General features: G+C 52.0%; 17 protein-coding genes. 10 read left to right on the top strand and 7 right to left on the bottom strand.

The annotated features are described in order from the left end of the window. Positions 1-50 precede the first annotated feature (50 nt). Positions 51-1964, bottom strand: coding sequence for a methyl-accepting chemotaxis protein (locus tag L4C36_RS04225; protein WP_428476538.1), 1914 nt, complete (start codon positions 1962-1964; stop codon positions 51-53). A 567-nt stretch (positions 1965-2531) separates the two neighbouring features. Here L4C36_RS04225 and acnB point away from each other — a divergent pair. Continuing rightward, on the top strand, positions 2532-5129 hold the full coding sequence (gene acnB / locus L4C36_RS04230; RefSeq protein ID WP_428476539.1) for a bifunctional aconitate hydratase 2/2-methylisocitrate dehydratase: 2598 nt from the start codon (positions 2532-2534) through the stop codon (positions 5127-5129). A 120-nt stretch (positions 5130-5249) separates the two neighbouring features. On the opposite strand, the gene L4C36_RS04235 is transcribed toward acnB, so the two are convergent. From L4C36_RS04235 to L4C36_RS04250, 4 genes are all read right to left on the bottom strand, one after another. Next, a complete protein-coding gene (locus L4C36_RS04235) occupies positions 5250-5831 on the bottom strand; it encodes a DoxX family protein (protein ID WP_428476540.1) in 582 nt (193 codons plus the stop codon). A gap of 259 nt (positions 5832-6090) precedes the next feature. Continuing rightward, positions 6091-7227, bottom strand: coding sequence for a glycerate kinase (locus tag L4C36_RS04240; RefSeq protein WP_428476541.1), 1137 nt, complete (start codon positions 7225-7227; stop codon positions 6091-6093). A 10-nt stretch (positions 7228-7237) separates the two neighbouring features. After that, positions 7238-8503 carry a GntP family permease gene (locus L4C36_RS04245; RefSeq protein ID WP_428476542.1) on the bottom strand — a complete coding sequence of 422 codons (1266 nt, stop codon included), beginning with the start codon at positions 8501-8503 and terminating at the stop codon, positions 7238-7240. 153 nt (positions 8504-8656) lie between these two features. Then, positions 8657-9793, bottom strand: coding sequence for a sugar diacid recognition domain-containing protein (locus L4C36_RS04250; protein WP_428476543.1), 1137 nt, complete (start codon positions 9791-9793; stop codon positions 8657-8659). 118 nt (positions 9794-9911) lie between these two features. On the opposite strand from L4C36_RS04250, the gene L4C36_RS04255 reads away from it, so the two are divergent. The 6 genes from L4C36_RS04255 to L4C36_RS04280 all read left to right on the top strand — a co-directional run bounded on the left by L4C36_RS04255 (position 9912) and on the right by L4C36_RS04280 (position 16118). Further along, a complete protein-coding gene (locus L4C36_RS04255) occupies positions 9912-10280 on the top strand; it encodes a YacL family protein (protein WP_428476544.1) in 369 nt (122 codons plus the stop codon). Between the two features lie 190 nt (positions 10281-10470). Next, positions 10471-10809, top strand: a complete 339-nt coding sequence (glnK, locus tag L4C36_RS04260; protein WP_428476545.1) for a P-II family nitrogen regulator — start codon at positions 10471-10473, stop codon at positions 10807-10809. Positions 10810-10833: 24 nt separating this feature from the next. Continuing rightward, a complete protein-coding gene (locus L4C36_RS04265; protein WP_428476546.1) occupies positions 10834-12063 on the top strand; it encodes an ammonium transporter in 1230 nt (409 codons plus the stop codon). 167 nt (positions 12064-12230) lie between these two features. After that, positions 12231-13244 (top strand): Fe(3+) ABC transporter substrate-binding protein, encoded by a 1014-nt coding sequence (locus L4C36_RS04270; RefSeq protein ID WP_428476547.1) that lies wholly within the window; start codon positions 12231-12233, stop codon positions 13242-13244. Between the two features lie 184 nt (positions 13245-13428). Further along, positions 13429-15057, top strand: a complete 1629-nt coding sequence (locus L4C36_RS04275) for an ABC transporter permease (protein ID WP_428476548.1) — start codon at positions 13429-13431, stop codon at positions 15055-15057. Beyond that, positions 15057-16118 carry an ABC transporter ATP-binding protein gene (locus L4C36_RS04280; RefSeq protein ID WP_428476549.1) on the top strand — a complete coding sequence of 354 codons (1062 nt, stop codon included), beginning with the start codon at positions 15057-15059 and terminating at the stop codon, positions 16116-16118. The genes L4C36_RS04275 and L4C36_RS04280 overlap by 1 nt, the downstream gene beginning before the upstream one ends. Before the next feature lie 108 nt (positions 16119-16226). Here L4C36_RS04280 and L4C36_RS04285 read toward each other — a convergent pair whose 3' ends face one another. Continuing rightward, on the bottom strand, positions 16227-16817 hold the full coding sequence (locus L4C36_RS04285) for a TetR/AcrR family transcriptional regulator (protein ID WP_428476550.1): 591 nt from the start codon (positions 16815-16817) through the stop codon (positions 16227-16229). Between the two features lie 224 nt (positions 16818-17041). Between L4C36_RS04285 and hpt the strand changes: the two genes are divergently transcribed. Further along, positions 17042-17575 (top strand): hypoxanthine phosphoribosyltransferase, encoded by a 534-nt coding sequence (hpt, locus tag L4C36_RS04290; RefSeq protein WP_428476551.1) that lies wholly within the window; start codon positions 17042-17044, stop codon positions 17573-17575. 108 nt (positions 17576-17683) lie between these two features. Here the strand turns inward: hpt and can are convergent, their stop codons facing one another. Beyond that, the gene (gene can, locus L4C36_RS04295; RefSeq protein ID WP_428476552.1) at positions 17684-18349 is read right to left on the bottom strand and encodes a carbonate dehydratase; all 666 of its coding nucleotides are present in this window, start codon (positions 18347-18349) and stop codon (positions 17684-17686) included. 218 nt (positions 18350-18567) lie between these two features. Here can and L4C36_RS04300 point away from each other — a divergent pair, with 218 nt between their 5' ends. Both L4C36_RS04300 and L4C36_RS04305 read left to right on the top strand, forming a co-directional pair. Beyond that, positions 18568-19491: an ABC transporter ATP-binding protein gene (locus L4C36_RS04300; RefSeq protein WP_428476553.1), complete on the top strand. Its 924-nt coding sequence runs from the start codon at positions 18568-18570 to the stop codon at positions 19489-19491. Continuing rightward, the gene (locus L4C36_RS04305) at positions 19488-20258 is read left to right on the top strand and encodes an ABC transporter permease (RefSeq protein ID WP_428476554.1); all 771 of its coding nucleotides are present in this window, start codon (positions 19488-19490) and stop codon (positions 20256-20258) included. Before L4C36_RS04300 ends, L4C36_RS04305 begins: the two co-directional genes overlap by 4 nt. Positions 20259-20285 lie beyond the last annotated feature (27 nt).

A 20285-nucleotide genomic window follows, 5' to 3' on the forward strand; every position in this document is an offset into this window, starting at 1 on the left:
AAGCGCCCTAGTGATGAGCTAGGGCGCTTTTTTTGTACCTGTTTTTGGGCTTAGATCTTAAAGGTGCCGACTAAGCTTTCGAGGCGCTGTGACAATTCACGCAATGCCTGACTAGATTGCGCCAGATCGTTGGCCGTATCTGCTGCACTCTGGGTGCCTTCACTGATCTCATCGATGCTACGATTGATGTCATTCACCACGGTAGATTGCTCTTCGGTTGCCGCCGCCACTTGCATGTTCATGTCAGAGATCAGGCTGATCCGCTCGGCAATAGACTGCAACGCGCAGGAGGCTTCATCGGATGCCGAGACGCCGTTAGAGGTCAATTGACGGCTTTGTACCATGGCCGTTACCGCATTGCTCGCTTCTTGCTGCAGGCGGTTGATCATGGTTTGGATCTCATCAGTTGATGCGGCTGTACGAGAGGCCAGATTGCGTACCTCATCGGCCACCACCGCAAAGCCTCGGCCTTGTTCGCCTGCGCGTGCTGCTTCAATGGCGGCGTTCAGTGCCAGCAAATTGGTTTGCTCAGAAATGGCGCGGATCACATCCAAAATGGTGCCAATCGCTTGGGTGTTGTTAGCCAGCGACTCAATCACCTGATTCACCTGACTGATGTCTTGCGACAATTGATTGATGTTGTCGCGGGCTTGTCCTACCACCTGCTGACCGTTACCGGTTTCGGCTTCGGCATTCGAGGCTGACTCTGCGGCGTGGGCGGCATTGCTGGCGATGTCGCTGACGGTCGCCCCCATTTGGTTAATGGCGGTGACTAGCTGCAAGGTACGGTCACGCTGGCTGTGACTGGTATTGAGGCTGGTGTCAGCTTGCAGTGCGACGGATTCAGCGGCGGCGCGCAGGGCATTGCCGGTTTGCGCGACCTCTTTGACTGAGTGGTGGATCTTGTCGATGAAGCGGTTAAAGCCTGTCGACAGTTGTGCCATTTCATCGCTGCCTTCAATGGGCAGACGGTGGCGCAAATCGCCATCCCCATCCCCCAACTCGTTAAAGACGCGGGCAAGACGGTTTATCGGCTGCGTGATATTGGCGGCAATAAAGACGGCCAGCAGAATGAACACAAACACGATCGCCACGGTCCACAGCATGATGGTTTGGGTCACAGAGTCTAACGCGGTGAATGCCTCATGTTCGGGTAATTCGGCCACGATAAACCAATCCATTGACGGGATATAGCTGGAGGCAACGATCAGCGGTTGCCCCTCACGGTCGATTTTGGTGACGTTGAAGGTCGATTTATTCAGCAACACCTGACTGACAGCTTGGCTGTATTCATGTTGTAATTGCGCATTCTGATCATTGGTTTTGCCTTTGTGCAGGCGAATACGGCCTTGGCTGTCTGCCAGATAGATGAAGCCGGTTTGCTCCAGCGTGAACTGATTGATGAAGTTCACCATGCTGTCCATGGACTTCGATAACCCGCCTAACAGTACGCCTTGTGGTTGCTGGTAATTAATGAAGAGCTTCACCTCACCATTGTCTTCCCGATAGACACTCAGGGCGGTTTCTTGGCCGCTATTGACCAGCGTGCGGAACCACCCTTGGGGTTTGTGTTGCTTGGCCGTTGTAAAGCTATCCATCCAATACTGCCCACTGTCGCGGTTCGCAACCGACGCATCAAGCAGGTTGTATTGGCGCTTGATAGTACGCAATTCGGTGAGAATCGTGCGGTCTTGATCCGGGGATAACGGCGCCGCCACGTGTTGAATCATCAAACCACTTTGGGCCAGTTGTTGTGCGGCCGCCAGCAAGACCGAAATCTCTTTATCTATGGCGTTATTGAACTGCATCAGAATGGCAGGGAGTTCAGAAGTAAGAATGCGTTTTTCGATCACCTGATGAGATTGGCGAAGGCTGATGAAACTGACCAAAGAGGTCGAAAACAGGACTGCAAAGACAAAGCTGCAAACCAGTTTCTGTTTGATCGTGAATGAATGGATGGTCATAGGGTAGGCCTACCGTCGAGAAGATATTTAAGCCGATGGATAACATGATGCGTTAATAAGATGAAATGCATCAGGGATCGCGTGTCGTGCAATGGGGTGCTGGCCGAGAAGACGAGGGTGTGAATAGACCTGCCTTGGTATCAGCGCGTGTGTCTTTTTATCTGCAGGTAGTCGTAAAAACTTTAGTGATTTAGATCACCGATTTCTCTTATCGTTGAAGAAAGCCGGGTAGCCATACCCGTAAAGAGGGGCGGCTTTTTTCTCATGCGGAAGGGTTGTGCCACAGATATCACGCTTTATAGGGGCTGATTTTTCGTGTCACAGTGATTGATACGGTAAGTTGTCGAATTTATATGTGAAATTTGTGAATGTTGTAAAATTCGGGTGGATTTTAATTTTACGTTAAAACTGATATGCTCAAAAGACGGTTTTGATCTCACTGTACAGGGCACAAGGCATGGCGTTGTTGTTCCCGAACTGCCTCTCTCCCGTTGACGGTACAAGCGAGATCAATCACTTCCAAGGATGTTTGGCGGTTCGTGCCAAACCTAAAATGAGGAATATGTCGTGCTTGAAGCCTACCGTAAACACGTCGAAGAACGTGCTGCAGAAGGAATTGTCCCGAAGCCACTCGATGCAGAGCAAGTGGTTGCGCTGGTTGAATTGCTAAAAAGCCCACCGGCTGGCGAGGAAGCCTTTCTGCTGGATCTGCTGGAAAACCGTATTCCTCCCGGTGTGGATGAAGCGGCCTATGTCAAAGCGGGTTTCTTAGCTGCGCTGACGCGTGGCGACGTTGCTTCACCGATTGTTAGCCCAGAAAAAGCCGCTGCGCTGCTTGGTACCATGCAAGGGGGCTATAACATTGAGCCGCTGATTGCCTTGCTGGACGATAGCGTGCTGGCACCCATTGCCGTGAAAACCCTGTCTCACACGCTACTGATGTTTGATGCCTTCTATGATGTCGAAGAAAAAGCCAAAGCGGGCAATGCTGCTGCACAACAGGTGATCCAGTCATGGGCGGATGCCGAGTGGTTCTTGTCCAAGCCTGCACTGGCAGAGAAAATTACCTTAACTGTTTTTAAAGTCACCGGTGAAACCAATACCGATGATCTTTCTCCGGCGCCGGATGCGTGGTCGCGTCCTGATATTCCACTGCATGCCCTCGCAATGCTGAAAAATGAACGCGAAGGCATTGAACCTGAGAAAGCGGGTGAGATTGGCCCGATCGCACAGATTGATGCGCTGAAAGAAAAAGGCCACCAGTTGGTGTATGTCGGCGATGTTGTCGGTACGGGGTCTTCGCGTAAGTCTGCCACTAACTCGGTGTTGTGGTTCATGGGCGATGACATTCCGAATGTGCCCAATAAGCGTGCCGGTGGCTACGTGTTAGGCGGCAAGATTGCGCCGATTTTCTTTAACACCATGGAAGATGCTGGTGCGTTGCCGATTGAAGTCGATGTGACGGCGTTGGCGATGGGCGATGTGATTGACGTCTACCCATTCAAAGGTGAAGTACGTCGCCATGACAGCGATGAATTGGTTTCAACGTTTGGCCTGAAAACCGATGTACTGATCGACGAAGTACGCGCGGGTGGCCGTATTCCGTTGATCATCGGCCGTGGCCTGACGGATCGTGCCCGCCAAGCCTTAGCGTTACCGGCTTCTGATGTGTTCCGTCGTCCTGTGGCGGTGGAAGACTCCGGCAAGGGGTACACCCTGGCTCAGAAAATGGTCGGTAAAGCGTGTGGTGTAGAAGGCGTGCGTCCTGGCACGTACTGTGAACCGAAAATGACGACCGTGGGATCGCAAGATACCACCGGCCCGATGACCCGTGATGAGCTGAAAGATTTGGCGTGTCTCGGTTTCTCGGCGGAACTGACCATGCAGTCGTTCTGTCACACCTCGGCGTACCCAAAACCGATTGATGTGAACACCCACCATACACTACCGGATTTCATCATGAACCGTGGCGGTGTGTCACTGCGTCCGGGTGATGGCGTGATCCACTCATGGTTGAACCGCATGCTGCTGCCGGATACGGTCGGTACGGGCGGTGATTCTCATACCCGTTTCCCATTGGGGATCTCTTTCCCTGCCGGTTCGGGCTTGGTGGCGTTTGCGGCCGCGACGGGCGTGATGCCATTGGATATGCCTGAATCTATTTTGGTGCGTTTCAAAGGCGAGATGCAAGACGGGATCACCCTGCGTGATTTGGTGCATGCCATCCCGTACTACGCGATTCAACAAGGTCTGTTAACGGTAGAGAAAGCCGGTAAGATCAATGAATTCTCAGGCCGCGTACTGGAAATTGAAGGCGTTGAACACCTCAGTGTGGAGCAGGCGTTTGAGCTGTCTGATGCCTCGGCAGAGCGCAGTGCCGCAGGCTGTACGGTGAAGCTGTCACCAGAATCCATTACCGAGTACTTGAATTCAAATATCGTGATGCTGAAGTGGATGATCGCAGAAGGGTACGGCGATCGTCGTACTATTGAGCGTCGCATCACAGCCATGGAAGCGTGGGTCGCGAACCCTGAGTTGATGACCGCTGACAGTGATGCGGACTATGCGTACGTGATTGAGATTGATCTGGCGGACATTAAAGAGCCTATCTTGTGTGCCCCGAATGATCCGGATGACGCGCGTTTGTTGTCTGAGGTACAAGGCACAACCATTGATGAAGTGTTCATTGGTTCGTGTATGACTAACATCGGTCACTTCCGTGCGGCCGGTAAGTTGCTTGAGAAGTTTGGTGGCCAGTTGGATACCCGTTTGTGGGTCGCACCACCAACCAAAATGGACAAAGATCAGCTGACGGAAGAAGGCTATTACGGCATCTTCGGTCGCGCAGGGGTACGCATTGAAACCCCTGGGTGTTCGTTATGTATGGGTAACCAAGCCCGTGTCGCTGACAAAGCGACGGTGATGTCGACCTCGACCCGTAACTTCCCGAACCGTTTGGGGACCGGTGCGAACGTCTACTTGTCATCGGCAGAACTGGCGGCAGTCGGTGCGATCTTGGGGCGTATCCCGACCATGGCAGAGTACCTAGAATACGCTAAGCAGATTGATGCAACGGCAGCGGATACCTACCGCTACTTGAACTTCCATCGTATGGAACAGTACACCAAGAAAGCGGATGACGTGATCATTCAGCAGCCTGCGTAATTGTGGCCACGACCTAGGTTAATAGGTAAGTGGTTAAACTGACAAATAAAGCGTAAACAAAACGCCTCCCAGTGGGAGGCGTTTTTTATGGCCGAATATGGCCAAATGAGATGACGAGGCTTATGCCGTCGTGGTGCTTTTTTCATCGCTGCTGTGGGCCTGCGTGTCAGCGCTTGCCTTGTCAGTGGCCGTCTTGTCGCTAGCGGTTTGCTCGGTTGCCGCTTTTTCTTTTGCCTTGGTTTTTGCTTTGTCGCTGCTGCCGACGGCGCCTGCGGCTTTATAACGTTTCACCAAAACGTGTTCCAGGCTGATCCGGCCACCGCCTTGGATCAGTAGCGAGAACGCAAACACGCTGTACAGCGCCGCGGGTTCACCATTTAGCAGGCTACCTTGCGTGCCTAAGGTGTAAGCGGCAAAGCCCATTGCACCACACAACAACAGGGCAGCAGGGCGAGTAAAAAAGCCCAGCACTAACGCTAATCCTGTGATGCTTTGAATGGTAATGGCAATAACTAAGCTGGCCGTGCTTCCTAGCGCGAAGGGATCCATAAAGCTGGGGGCTAAAGCGCTGAACTGGAGGATCTTGGTGATCGCGTGGTAAAGCATCGCGCTACCGATCGTCAGACGTACAAGGAGTAATAGGCCATCATTTAAATATGGGTAACGGGTCGGGCCCGTGAATAGAGCGAGTAATTTCTTCATCAATGCTGTCCTGCGGGTTAAAAATCGCTGTGGATGGTGAGAGAGGCTGGGAAGGCCCAATGATGTGCCTCAGCCTACACGGGGGCAGTGTGTACGGAGAAGAAGCGGATCGCGGTTTTGTGCGGTAGGTATAAAAGTGGCGCAAAAAAGGTGGGCAAGCCCACCTTTTGTTTGTGTGTTCACGCGGGATTCAGCGTGCATTTATCAGCGATATTGTGCGCTGATTAACGCGCCGATTAAGGTAGCAATTAATGCTGCCTTAGCGCAGTGTGATTTGCAGCAAGGCCGCCACATTGCGGGCCGTCTGCTCAACGTTTTCCGCGGCATCGCGTAGCGCTTCCGCCAAGCTCACCGAGCGAGGCACCACGCTGAAGACCGCATCAATACCGTGGTCATGCACCACATGGCAGTCTGTCGACAGGCAACCCGCGATGCCAATCACGGGCACGTTAAAGCGTTTTGCGGTACGGGCTACGCCAATCGGCGTTTTACCGTGAATGGTTTGGCTGTCGATACGGCCTTCACCGGTGATCACCAAATCCGCGTCTTCGACAATGCTGGCCAGATCGACGGCGTCCATGACGATTTCAATGCCCGGACGCAAGTCAGCGTTCAACAGGCCCAACAGGGCTGCGCCCAGACCGCCCGCCGCGCCCGCGCCCGGCATGTCTTTGACATCGCGGCCTAACTGGGCGCGAATGATGTCAGCATAGTGGGACAGGTTGGCATCCAACTGTTCAACCATCTCGGGTGTCGCACCTTTTTGTGGACCAAACACGTGAGAAGCGCCTTTCGGGCCGCACAGTGGGTTGTCCACATCACACGCCACTTCCAGTTTCACCTGTGCCAGACGCGGGTCGACACCTGAAGCATCAATGGTCGCCAAACGCGCCAGTTCGCCGCCACCAAAGCCCAGCGGTTGACCATCGGCGTCAAGCAGCTTAAAGCCGAGCGCCTGTGCCATGCCAAGGCCCCCGTCGTTGGTCGCACTGCCACCAATCCCGATGATGATGTGTTCCACGCCTTTGTCTAATACTGCTGTGATCAGCTCGCCGGTACCGAGGGTCGTGGTGACCAACGGGTTACGTTGGTCGGGCGTCACGAGATGAATACCCGACGCTGCAGCCATTTCAATCACGGCAGTCTTACCGTCACCCATCACGCCATAGAACGCCTCAACCGGTTCACCTAGCGGACCTGTGACGGTGTGCGCCACTATGTGGCCCTCTGTCGCATCGACCAGTGATTGCACCGTGCCTTCACCGCCATCTGCCATCGGCAGTTTGATGTATTGGGCATCCGGCAGTACGTGACGGAAACCGGCTTCAATCGCCACCGCGACGTCCATCGCAGTCAGGCTTTCTTTGTATGAATCTGGAGCAATAATAATTTTCATGACGTAATCCTTAAACGAAGAAACCAAAGACACCGAAGATGAGGGTTGAGACGGTGGCAATCATCAAACCAACCGCTGATTCGTAAGGGATCAGCTTTAAGCGTTCTTTCATGTCCATGTGCACGGCACCGCCAGTCGCATGGAAGAAACTGCCGTGAGGCATATGGTCAAAGACGGTCGCACCCGCATGGATCATGGCGGCACCAGCAAGGGCCGGAACGCCTAATTCTAAAATGGTGTGGCTGAACACACTCGCGGCCACGGCTGTGCCCGCGGTGGTGGATGCAGTCGCCAGTGACATCATGGCACCGGAGATAGGCGCCAACAGGTAAGACGGCAGGCCAGAGGCGGTTAACACGTCAATCAAGCCTGTTTTTAGGCCCGAGTTAGCGATGATGCCCGCCAAGGTACCGGTACCCAGTAGCATCACGGCGACCGGTGCCATACGGGTCAAACCGGAAACGGCAAAGTGGTTAGTGTCACGGAAACGGCCCATGACAACGGCACCGACCAAGCCCCCCAGTGGCAGAGCGATCAGTGGGTCAATATTGATGCCCGCAATAGGTCGTAATGCCAACAGAGCGATAGCAATCAAGGGCGCGACAATCGCGGCACCAAACGAGGGTAGACGGCTGTGATCGACACTCACCACTTCATGCTGTTGTACTTTGCTGCCACGGTGAACCAGTTTTTTCGCTAGGAAGTAAGCAAACAACATACCGAATAAGCCCGGGATTACACCGGCCGCCATCACTGACGTCAGGGGCACGTTGAACGCATCGGCTGCCGCAATGGCATTTGGGTTTGGTGACATCACGTTACCAGCTTTACCGCCGCCAACCATCGCCAGCAGGATCGCCATTTTGGATAGATCCGCACGGTGCGCAATCGCCAGCGCAATCGGTGCCACGGTGATCACCGCCACATCCACAAACACGCCGACGGCGGTCAGGATCATGGTCGCGACAGCCAGCGCGAACAAGGCGCGGGTTTCACCGACTTTTTTCACAATGGTTTCAGCAATCGAGGTGGCTGCGCCTGATTCAATAAGCACACCGGCTAATACACCCGCCGCCAAAATACGCAATACCGCAGTGACAATGCCTTGTGCGCCACCAATCATCAGGTTCACCGTGTCCGTCAGGGAGACACCGCCGACGATACCACCGATAAGGGCACCGATGATCATGCCGTAGGCCGGTGGGACTTTCTTTAAGATCAAGCTGATGGCGACAACGAGCGCCGCCAGTGCACCTAACGTTGAGACTTCTATCATGTTCATATCCACGTAAAGAGAAAATAAAAAGGAAAATCGTGATTGGCGAGGAATGTACTGTGGAACGCGTGAGATAGCTTTAGGCAGGGTAACGAAAAATCCTTACCCTGAAGGGTGTAAATTGTGCAGATGCACAAAATGTGGCGAATGGGCCTAACAGGTTAATGCGAGATAGAGGCGGGTTTTATCGCTTATGTTATTGAATTTTAAGTGTGTTATTTGCTCTATTTGGTCAAGGCGATAACGCAGGGTATTGCGGTGGATATAGAGGGCTTGGCAGGTTTGAGCCAAGTCACAATTCTGTGCAAAAAATACCGACAGGGTTTTGTGTAGGGTACTGCGTGGGTCGTGCTGCTGCAGTGTGACCAGCGGCGCAGAGAGTTGATCATAGCGCCACGGATCTTGCTTGAGGCCATGGAGCAGTACCGGCAGCAGGTGATCTTGATAGAACAAGACGCTGTCGTGAGTGGTGGCAGAGGCAAGGGTGGCCTGCGCGGTTTGGAAAGAACGCGCCAGTCCCTGTAAGCCGGGAAAGTACTCTCCCAAGGCGATGCGAATGGAAAAGTGGCTTTCTTTTTCTACCCGTTGCATCAATTTACTGACCCGTTTTTGTTCCAACGCTTTTGACCAGCCATCGACTTCGAGCGTGATGGGCTTGAGCACCACGATTTCATTCATGGAGACCGATACAATGCCCACCAAGTTATCCCGTTCGGGGTATTCCAGCAGGTGCACCATACGTTGCAAATGTTCCAGCGAGAGGGCTTCTCCGGCCGAAGGGATCACTTTTACGATAGTGGCGATGCGTGGCTGGGCGAGATCCAAATCCAGCTTCTGTGCGATAGAAAGCAGCTGGGCTTCGTTCAGTTCGGTGTCCTTGATCAGCTGCAGCACCAACTCTTCACGGTGGCGTTTATTCCATTGCACCTGCGACATCAAGGCTTCTTGCTCGACAATCAACTCGGCGGTCATCTTGACCAGCTCACCATAATTGCGCACCTGATCCGGCGCACCGGAAATACCGACCACGCCAATGGTGTGATGCTGAAAGACGATCGGCAGGTTGATCCCTGGCTTAACCCCTTTGAGTTGCCGTGCCGTGCCCGGATCAATTTCAACTACCCGGTTATCATTCAGCGCGAGAATAGCCCCTTCATGGCGTTGGTTGAGGCGAGAGGGATCGCCTGAGCCGATGATCTTGCCGTGTTCGTCCATGACATTCACCGAGTGGTGGATGATTTTCATTGCTCGTTCGACGATTTGGCGAGCGATGGTCGCATTGAGTTGCATTTTGGTGTCAGATCCTGAAAATGTGCGCTCCGGCACGGGGGCGTGGCAAACAGACTCGCCGCCATTCAGTTTACCATTATCGGGATCAAGATCACCGACCGAAAGACCAGAGGATGCGATGGATTACGAGTTCAAGAAAAATACCCTTGATGGGAGCTACCATGCCATCTTCTCTATGGGACATGAAGTGCTAGGCCGTTGGCTGGTGGAAGCGATAGGCAAAGATTTTGCGATGATGGATCAAGTGATGACTCAACTTGGTGCATTGAAAAACAGTACCCAAGAGTGGCGCTTGGTCGGGGAGGAATTAACCTTGATCCTGCAAGACAATGAAGCGCTAGTACAAGCTAACTACCTGTTTTCTGAAGATGATACCGAGCTTGAAGAGAACATGGATTTCTACGATGAAGAAGCCATGTCGTTGTGTGGCTTTGAAGATCTTGCGCAGGTGTTAGACGCCTGGCGGGGGTTTGTGACCCGATTCTGAGCCCATAAAGCGCGATCGTCGGGCATTTGCGTCGTTTTAGTGAAAAGGCTGCACCGTCATGGTGCGGCCTTTTTTTGTTTAGAGGATGATGTATCTATAAGTCGCTGTAATTAAACAGGTAAAAAAGTTGGCACGTTGTTTGTTTGTTACTAACTTTGAGTGAGATGGAATTCTTATTTAGGAGCAGGCAATGAAGATTATTAGCGCAATCATAAAACCCTTTAAGTTAGATGATGTTCGTGAAGCACTGGCGGATGTGGGGATTGAAGGGATGACCGTCTCTGAGGTGAAGGGCTTCGGTCGTCAGAAAGGGCATACCGAACTCTACCGCGGGGCAGAATACCAAGTGGATTTTCTCCCGAAAGTAAAACTGGAGATCGCCACGCAAGCCGACAACATGGACGCGGTGATTGAGGCCATCAGTAAAGCGGCACAAACCGGTAAGATCGGCGATGGCAAAATCTTCGTCTACGACCTCGAGCATGCGGTGCGGATCCGTACCGGTGAAACTGACTTAGAAGCCCTTTAACCTCAGGATGGAGAGGACAATATTATGGAATTAGCGACCACGGTGACTGAGCTGCGTTACGCGCTTGATACCTTCTTCTTTTTAATTTCGGGTGCCTTGGTGATGTGGATGGCCGCCGGTTTTGCCATGCTGGAAGCGGGCTTGGTTCGTTCAAAAAACACCACGGAAATTTTGACCAAAAACATCTGTCTCTACGCCATTGCGTGTACCACCTTTTTATTGGTCGGTTATAACATCATGTATGTGGGTAACACCGAAGGGGGCTGGTTACCGTCGTTTGGCGCGCTGATCGGCTCGCAAGCTGAAGGCGCGGATCACTCGCTGGAATCAGACTTCTTCTTCCAAGTGGTGTTTGTCGCAACGGCGATGTCAGTGGTCTCTGGCGCGGTGGCGGAGCGTATGAAGCTGTGGGCGTTCTTGTTGTTCTCAGTGGTACTTACGGCCTTTATCTACCCGATAGAAGGCTATTGGACATGGGGTGGTGGCTTCTTGGCAGAAGCGGGTTTCAGTGATTTTGCGGGCTCAGGGATTGTGCACATGGCCGGTGCGTCGGCAGCGTTAGCCGGGGTGTTATTACTGGGCGCACGTCGTGGTAAGTACGGCAAGAACGGGGCGGTTCACCCCATTCCAGGGTCAAACATGCCATTAGCGACCTTGGGTACCTTCATCTTGTGGTTCGGCTGGTTTGGTTTTAACGGTGGTTCACAGCTGATGGTGTCGGATTTTGAAAATGCGACGGCGGTAGGTCAAATCTTCTTGAACACCAATGCCGCCGCAGCCGCTGGGGCGATTGCAGCCCTGGCTGTGTGTAAAACCACATGGGGTAAAGCGGATCTGACCATGATTTTGAATGGCGCATTAGCCGGCCTTGTTGCCATTACCGCTGACCCGCTGTCGCCATCCCCCGTCTTTGCTGTGGTTATCGGTGTGGTTGCCGGTGCCCTTGTGGTCTTTAGCATCGTGGGCTTGGACAAAATCAAGATTGATGATCCGGTCGGGGCCATTTCAGTACACGGTGTGTGTGGTTTCTTTGGCTTGATGGTCGTGCCGTTTAATAATGCGGATGCGGCATTTAGTACCCAGCTACTGGGTGCAGCGGTGATTTTTGCTTGGGTATTCGGCGCGAGCTTGGCGGTGTGGGCGGTGTTGAAGTACACCATCGGTATCCGAGTGACCGAAGAAGAAGAGATAGAAGGGATGGATTTGCATGACTGTGGTATTGATGCCTACCCTGAATTTATGAATGTGAAATAATTTACAAAACCATACGTTACGTTACAAAAACGCTGCCGAAAGGCGGCGTTTTTTTGTTTTGGCTGTTATTGCATATTGTGTTGAGGAAAGACTACAGTATAATTACAACGATATTGATAACACTTATCATTCAGTTTTGCGTTTAAAGGAAGAAGGGAAGGTATCAGATGAAAAAGCTGTTGGCATCGGCCATGTTTTTGGGCTTGGCGGCACCTCACGCTGCAGTGGCAGCGGACGAAGTGAATGTGTATTCCTACCGTCAGCCATTCTTAGTTGAACCGATGTTCAAAGAATTCACGGACGAAACCGGCATCAAAGTGAACGTCAAGTTTGCCAAGAAAGGGTTGACGGAGAAGCTGCAGCAAGAAGGGAAATACAGCCCGGCGGATGTGATCCTAACGACTGATATTAGCCGTTTGGTGGAACTGTCTGATAAGCAACTGGTACAACCGGTTGACAGCAAAGTGATTGATAAGAATGTACCGGCTCAGTTTCGCGATAACGAAGACGAGTGGTTTGCCCTAACGCTACGTACCCGTAACGTGTACTCGTCACGCGATCGTGTTGGCCATCTACCGGCAGATTTTGACTATTTGGATTTGGCCAAACCGGAGTGGAAAGGCAAAATTTGTACCCGTTCAGGTAAGCACCCATACAATGTGTCATTGGTGTCAGCCATGATTGCTCACTACGGTGAAGCAGAAACCAAAACATGGTTGGAAGGCCTAAAAAATAACCTTGCTCGCAAGCCACAAGGCAATGACCGTGGGCAGGTGAAAGCGGTGAAAGAAGGCTTGTGTGACTTGGCGATCGGTAACAGCTACTACCTCGGAAAGATGGTTAACGACGACAAGCAAAAAGCCTGGGCAGAATCAGTCTACATTGATTTCCCTGGTCAGAAAGCCAATGGCACCCACGTTAACGTGAGCGGTATGGCGATGGCGAAATACGCGCCAAACAAAGCGAATGCGCAGAAGCTGATGGAATTTTTGACCGATTCAAAAGCACAGCAAATGTACGCAGAAGTGAACTACGAATACCCTGTGAAAGTGGGCGTGAAGCGTTCTGATTTAGTGGCATCATGGGGTGAGTTCACCGCCGATGATGTGTCATTGGATAAGCTAGCGCAGTATCATAACAGCGCAATCAAGTTGCTTGATGAAGTGAAGTTTGATCTGTAGTAACACGTAAAAATGGGGCGTTCAGCCCCATTTGTGCTTAGGCGGCGTACTTTATCCAATAATCTGTGGTAGTGTCTTTTTCTTGGTGCCGGTCGGTACAGAGATTGGCGCATAGTGGTACCACCGAGATCAGCGTGATCCTGTGTTGGTCCTTGTAATGGCAAAGAGTACGAAGTAGTTAGCCATGAAAGAAAAATTTATCTTCTGGCGAACCAGTGGTTGGGGCTTTTCCTTGCTGCTGGTTTTGCCGATTTTGGCCATTTTCCATACGGCTATCGGTCAGACTGATAGTGTGTTTGCGCATTTGATGCAAACCGTGATGGCCACCTACACCCTCAATACCGTTTGGTTGGTGCTGGGCACAATGGTGCTGGCACTGCTGTTCGGTGTGCCTGCCGCATGGATCATGGCAATGTGCCGCGTACCCGGTGAGCGGGTGCTGCAATGGGCACTCGTGCTGCCATTGGCCATGCCGGGTTATATCATCGGGTATATCTACACCGACTGGTTTGACTATGCCGGTCCAATACAAATCTTCCTGCGTGATCTCTTTGGCTGGCACAGTGTGCATGACTATTGGTTCCCGTCTATCCGTTCGCTCGGTGGTGCCTGTGTGGTGCTCGCGCTGGTGCTGTATCCGTATGTTTATCTGTTGGCGCGCGCTGCGTTCATGGAGCAAAGTGCGAGTCTGTTGCAATCTGCCCGCCTGCTACGCTGCACGCCGTGGGACAGCTTTCGCCGTATCTCGTTACCGTTAGCCCGTCCGTCCATTGCCGTCGGTCTGTCTTTGGTGGCAATGGAAACGCTGGGGGACTTTGGTACGGTCAGCTACTTTGCCGTCAATACCCTGACCACTGCGGTGTATGACACCTGGCTCGGGTACTCCAATTTGAATGCCGCCGCCAAAATCTCCGCCATTATGCTGTTAGTGATCTTCGTATTGATCAGTGCTGAGCGTTTCAGCCGTCGTAAGCAGAAGCTGTTTCAGCGTGAGTTTGATCACGGTGACGACATGCGCTATCCCTTGTCAGGCATCAAAAAAGGACTGGCTCTGGTGTGGTGTTGGGGGCTGGTGGCCGCTGCGTTTCTCTTGCCGGTGTTGCAGTTGGCTTATTATGCGTGGCATTACTTTGCACAAAGCTGGACCCCTGAATTTCAGCAATATGGCCTGAACAGCTTACAAGTTTCACTACTGGCCGCGGTGATTGCGGTGGCGGTGGCGTTGATTGTCAATTTCTATCGCCGATTAGACAGCCGCCATGTCACGGCGATACCGTTGCGAATGGCCTCGTTAGGCTATGCCGTGCCGGGCACAGTATTGGCCATCGGGGTGATGATCCCGCTGACACAGGCTGATCACTGGATCAATGATTTTACCCTGCACTACGGCTTAGGGCGCCCGGGGCTGATTTTGTCGGGCACCATGTTCGCGCTGGTGTTTGCTTTCGTGGTCCGCTTTGCCGCCGTGGCGATTGGCAGTGTCGAGAGTAGTCTGGCCAAGATCCCGCCGTCGCTGGATATGGCATCAAAAACCATGGGCTTTGCCGATTTCCAGATGCTGCGCCGTATACACTTGCCGCTGATCCGCCGTGGCTGTTTGATTGCGGGGCTATTGGTGTTCATAGAGTCGATGAAAGAGCTCAATGCTGCCCTGTTATTGCGCCCGTTTAACTTTGAAACGCTCGCGACGTATGTGTTCAATTTCGCTTCGGATGAGCAGCTTGAATTGGCCGCGTTACCGGCGATTTTACTTGTGATTGTTGGCCTGATCCCGTTGATCATGGTTAACCGTTCTTTGGAGCAACCCCACTGATGAGCCATGCATTATCTGTTAAACATTTAACCTGCCATTATCATGGGCAGGCCGTCTTGGATAACTTGTCACTGCCCGTGCAAGAAAATGAAATTGTCTGTTTGTTGGGGGCAAGTGGCTGCGGGAAAACCACCTTGCTCAAGGCCATTGCCGGCTTATTGCCGTTGGCGCAGGGGGAGATCCGTATTCAAGATCGCTTGATTGTCGGTGACGGGGTGTGGCTGCCGCCTGAGAGGCGCAACATCGGGATGATCTTTCAAGACTATGCGTTGTTCCCGCATTTGACGGTGGCAGAGAATATCGCGTTTGGTTTACGGGACTGGAACAAGACCAAAGCCAAAGCAAAAACACAAGACATGTTGGATCTCGTGCACCTGTCAGGGCTGGATGACCGCTATCCGCACCAATTGTCCGGTGGGCAGCAGCAACGTGTGGCGATTGCCCGTGCCTTGGCGTGTGAGCCGGATTTAATTTTGTTGGATGAACCGTTTTCCAACATTGATACCCAAGTCCGTCATTCACTGATCAAAGAGATCCGCCGTATCTTCAAAAAGCAGGGGGTGACGGCGATTTTCGTGACCCATAGCCGCGAAGAAGCGTTCGCGTTTGCTGACCGCATGGCCGTCATGAATCACGGCGTCATTGAGCAATTTGGGACGGCGACCGAGTTGTATTACCAGCCAAGCAGCCGCTTCGTGGCTGAGTTTCTTGGCAGTGGATCGTATTTACCGGTTCAATGGGCACCGGATGCCACCCTGTCGACCCCGTTTGGGCCGATTGCCGTGAACGCACCGGAACGCCAAGCCGATAGCGGGCGTGACGGCAACAGCGACGGTAATGTGGAGTGGTTGCTACGCCCACAAAACCTGCGGGTCGCGCCGGATCAGGACGGCGAGGCGGTGATCCGAGAAGTGCTCTTTATGGGGGACAGTTGCCGCTATACCGTGGAATACCAAGGGCATCACTTGCTGGTGAACTCGCATTTGGTGTTGCAGGAAGGGGAGCGTGTATCGGTCACGGTTGAGCCGCATGAGCCAGTGGTGTTTGCATCGGCCAGTTAGTGATAGGCCTGCTCGACAGGGCGAAACGGGGATAACAGAAGAAAAAAACAGGCCAGCGCGTGAAAGGGCTGGCCTGAAAAAGGTACCGCGAACGTGATGGGAGGGCGACTATTTCGCTAAGAGGGCATCGATATGAAGATCGGCCTGTATTTGCATTTCTTCACGGTTCGGGGTGATATTCGTTTGTAAGTACAACACGTAGCACAAGCCTTGGAATTGCCATGCGCGCTCTTTCGGCGATAGCTCTCCAGGTAGTTGTGCTGCCACAAATTTCTCGGCGATAAACGTGAAGTTCTTTTGGTTGTTGCTGACAAATTGTGGCCAGATTTCATCGCGAACGGATGTGCTCCACTCAAACCACACTTTGACCCAATCTTGTTGTTCAATCACTTCATCAATCAAGCGATAGCACATGTTACAGAGCTGCGATTTAAACGCTTCTTCGTTGCTGAGAGACTCGGTGAGCATGTCTTTAAAATGCTGATCCACCTGGACGAGCACTTGTTCCACCAAAGCTTCACGGGTGGGAAAATAATTAAAGACGGTGGCAACTGACACCCCTGCCATGTCCGCAATATCCGCGTGACCCGCACGGCCAATACCACGGCGTGCAAACACATCCATCGCAAAACGCAATAATTGTTCTTTTCGTTTTTCCGGAGAAAGGCGCGTCCTTGTTTTCTTTACGATCGTATCCATGTCGTTGATTCCCTAGCTCGAAAATAATTATTCTGATTATGATTTATCTCTGGCACTCACTGTACAGGAGCGATAAATGGTATTCAATTGAGTTTTAATCAATGTGTGTCATATGGTTGACAGGTTCGATAAAATAACTATTCCTGATTAGGGATGGTAGAATAGGCCTCCGTTTGACCGCTAGCCGACAGGCGACTGGTGCAGTCGTACTGATGGAGATAAAGATGAAACATACCATTGAAGTAATGATTTCTGAGCAGGATGTTCAGGCACGCGTAAATGAACTTGGAAAACAAATCACTGAGCACTACCAAGGCTCAGAGAACTTGGTCATGGTTGGCCTGTTACGTGGATCGTTTGTGTTCATGGCCGATTTGGCTCGCGCGATTGAGCTTCCTCATGAAGTCGACTTCATGACGGCATCAAGCTACGGCAACACGATGCTAAGCAGCCGTGATGTGCGCATCCTAAAAGACTTGGATGACGACATCAAAGGCAAAGACGTGTTGCTGGTAGAAGACATTATTGATACCGGTAATACGCTCAATAAAGTGCGTGAAATTCTGTCATTGCGTGAGCCGAATTCTATCAACATCTGTACGCTGCTGGATAAGCCTGAGCGTCGCGAAGTGGACGTTGACGTGAAGTGGGTCGGTTTTGCGATCCCGGATGAATTCGTGGTTGGCGTGGGTATCGACTACGCACAGAAATACCGTCACCTGCCGTTCATCGGTAAAGTGGTGCCTATCGAAGGTTAATGTGTTTCGTGACCTGAGAAAGGAAAAAGCGACGGATGCCGTCGCTTTTTTTGTGTCTTTTTTTGGCGGGGGCGCAGTGAATTTGGCCGAACGCGTCGTGATCAACGCTTACTGATGATTGCTCGGCTTATGAGGCAGGATCTCTGCCATTGCAGCTTGGTAGGACACTTCTAATGATTCGCGGCTGGTGGCCGTGACCCCAAGATCTTGCAGCACGCCATTATCAATCCCGTAAATCCAACCGTGGATTTTTACGTTCTGCCCGCGTTCCCACGCTTGTTGCATGATGGTCGAGTTCCCCAGGTTATACACCTGGCTGGCCACGTTAATTTCACACAGCTTGTCATCCCACGCTTCACGCGGCAACTGACCCAAGTCAGAGCGGTGTTTCATGTACAAATCACGAATGTGCAGCAGCCAGTTGTTGATCAAGCCCAGTTGTGGGTTTTCAATCGCGGCGGTCACGCCACCACAGCCATAGTGACCACACACAATGATATGGCGAACTTTCAACACATCCACCGCGTATTGCACCACAGACAGGCAGTTTAGGTCGGTATGGATGACTTGGTTGGCCACGTTACGGTGAACAAATAACTCGCCAGAATCAAGGCCGGTGAGGCGTTCTGCAGGCACGCGGCTATCGGCACAGCCAATCCAGAGGTACTCGGGACGCTGCGCCTTCGCGAGATGGGTAAAGAACTCAGGCGTATCTTCCTTGATGTTTTCAGACCATGAAACGTTATTTGCGAAGAGCTTTTCAATATCTGCCATGATGATGCCTTTATTTGATACAGTCGTATACCGAAGCGCATAATTATTCGACAATTTGTCGAGCTAAAAGGGCGTGCGGCGTGATCAATTTACATATCTATCCGTACTGGCCGCAATACGGGCAGATATACAAACCGGCATCACTATACACAAACTGCTCATGCAACAAATCGGAGTAGTTGGTCTGTTCACATTCGATAACATTAAGATCGCATTTTATGAACGCATTGGAAATAAAAAATGTAAACAAAACCTATAAAAACGGGGTTAATGCACTGAAAAATATGTGTCTGTGTGTTAATGAGGGGGACTTCTTTGCGTTGTTAGGCCCAAATGGGGCCGGAAAATCGACCACCATCGGCATCATTAGCTCATTGGTGAATAAAACCGATGGCGAAGTGAAAGTCTTCGGGTACGACTTGGACACGCAAACCGTGGCGGCTAAACGCCAACTTGGGCTGGTACCGCAAGAGTTCAACTTCAACCAGTTTGAGACGGTTGAGCAAATCGTCTTAAATCAGGCGGGTTTTTATGGGGTAGAACGCGCGGTCGCCAAGGAGCGGGCACAAAAATACTTGTCGCAATTGGACTTGTGGGGCAAGCGCCATGAGCGTGCGCGTAACCTGTCGGGCGGAATGAAGCGCCGCTTGATGATTGCCCGCGCGCTGATGCATGAGCCGCGTTTGTTGATCCTTGATGAGCCGACCGCAGGGGTTGACATCGAATTGCGTCGTTCGATGTGGACGTTTCTTCGCGAGATCAACCGCCAAGGGGTCACTATTATCCTGACCACCCATTATCTGGAAGAGGCGGAGATGCTGTGTCGCAATATCGGCATTATCAACCACGGCGAGTTGATTGAGCACACCTCAATGAAAGCCTTGCTGGGTAAGTTGGAAGTGGAAACCTTCATTTTGGATGTGCAATTGCATGGCGAAAAGCCAGCGTTGCCGGACTTGATCTGGCGCTTGCCGGATAATCACACCTTGGAAATTGATATTCCTAAAGGCGAGGGGCTAAATCGCGTATTCAGTCTGCTGACCGCGCAGGGGATTGATGTGTTGTCGATGCGTAACAAAGCCAACCGTCTAGAAGAGCTGTTTGTGGCCTTGGTGGCGAACGAACAAGGAGCGCGTTCATGAACCGTTTGTACTGGATTGCTTTTAAGAGTTTGATCACCAAAGAAGTGCACCGTTTTGCCCGTATTTGGGTGCAAACCATGGTGCCGCCCGCGATTACCATGACCTTGTATTTTATTATCTTTGGGAATTTGATTGGTAGCCGGATCGGTGACATGGGCGGCTTCAGTTACATGGCGTACATCGTGCCGGGATTGATCATGATGTCGGTGATCACCAATGCGTACTCCAATGTGGCGTCGTCTTTTTTTAGCGCCAAGTTTCAGCACAACATCGAAGAATTGCTGGTCGCCCCGGTGCCAAACGCCATTATCATTGCGGGGTATGTCGGCGGTGGTGTGTTGCGCGGGGTGGGCGTCGGGTGCATTGTCACCTTGGTGTCGTTGTTGTTTGTGGATTTGCAGATCACCCATTGGGGCGTGGTGATTGCGACCGTCATATTGACCGCTACCGTGTTCTCATTGGGCGGTTTGATCAATGCGGTGTTTGCTAAAACCTTTGACGATATCAGCATTATTCCGACCTTTGTGCTGACACCGCTGACCTATTTAGGCGGGGTGTTTTACTCGCTGAGTTTGCTGCCTGCATTTTGGCAAAGTGTGTCTAAACTCAATCCGATTGTGTACATGGTCAATGCGTTTCGCTATGGCTTTCTTGGCGTGTCGGATGTCGGGATCGGGACGTCATTTGCCGTACTGGCCGGTTTTATTGCGGTGCTATACGCCATCGCGTATTACTTGATTGCCCGTGGCATTGGCTTGCGTGCCTAGTGCTTTATGATCTCTTTGTCACGACAA

Source organism: Photobacterium japonica (assembly GCF_050337005.1).
Classification (GTDB): Bacteria; Pseudomonadota; Gammaproteobacteria; order Enterobacterales; family Vibrionaceae; genus Photobacterium; species Photobacterium japonica.